Here is a 921-nt window from a genome sequence, read left to right as displayed (position 1 = left end):
CGTTCAGTGCGTCGATGGTCAACTCGGTGCGCATGTGATCGGCGATCGCCCACCCGGCCAGCCGGCGGGAGTGAAGGTCGATGACGGTGGCCAGGTAGAGGAACCCGCGGTCACCGACCGGCAGGTAGGTGATGTCGCCGACGTAGCGCTGGTTGACCGCGGGTGCGGTGAAGTCGCGGCCGATCAGGTCCGGGGCCTTGGCCGCGGCCGGATCCGGGATCGTGGTGCGAGTACGGCGGCGCAGCCGCAAGCCCTGCACACCGATCGAGCGCATGACTCGCTCGACGCGTTTGTGGTTGACCAGCGTGCCGCGGTCTCGCAGTTCGGCGGTGATCCGCGGCGCCCCGTAGGTGTTGTCGGCCTCGTGGACCGTGCGGATCTGCCGGGCCAGTACGGTGTCGGCGGCCTGCCGGACCGCCCGGGCCTCGGCGCTCGACGTCCAGTAGTAGTAGCTCGACCGGGCCACGCCGAGGATCTGACACAACCGCTTCACGCCGTAGCGCTCGTGGTGGTCGGCGACGAACTGGAAGCGGTTCACCAGCGCGTCTCCCCGGCGAAATACCGGGCCGCCTTCCGAAGAATGTCGCGTTCCTCCTCCAGTTCCCGGACCCGGCGGCGCACCTCGGCGTTCTCGACCTCGACCGAGCCCGGCTCCGGCTTGACCGCCGCTGCGGGCCACGCGACGTCACCGCCACGGCGCTGGTCGTCGACGCGGACCCAACTGCGCAGCGTCTCCCGGTTGACGCCGAGATCGCCGGCCACAACCGCGATCGTGCTGCCCGGCCGGGACCGGTACAACGCCACCGCGTCGGCCTTGAACTGTGCGGGATAGTGCTTGTTCGCCATGCTGCTCCAGGACTCCTGATCTACCCGGACCTCGCGATCCAAGGTTCAAGTGTCCAAGATCAAGGGGGAAGGCCC

1 pseudogene is annotated in these 921 nt (G+C 69.1%); it reads right to left on the bottom strand.

From position 1 onward, the window contains the following. A pseudogene (locus ACLQ24_RS29880) lies at positions 1-846 on the bottom strand (IS3 family transposase); the annotation flags it as partial. Positions 847-921: the final 75 nt, after the last annotated feature.

Origin of the sequence: Micromonospora sp. DT4 (genome assembly GCF_049841675.1) — a bacterium.
Lineage (GTDB): Bacteria > Actinomycetota > Actinomycetes > Mycobacteriales > Micromonosporaceae > Micromonospora.
This window is presented reverse-complemented; position numbering and strand designations above follow the sequence as displayed.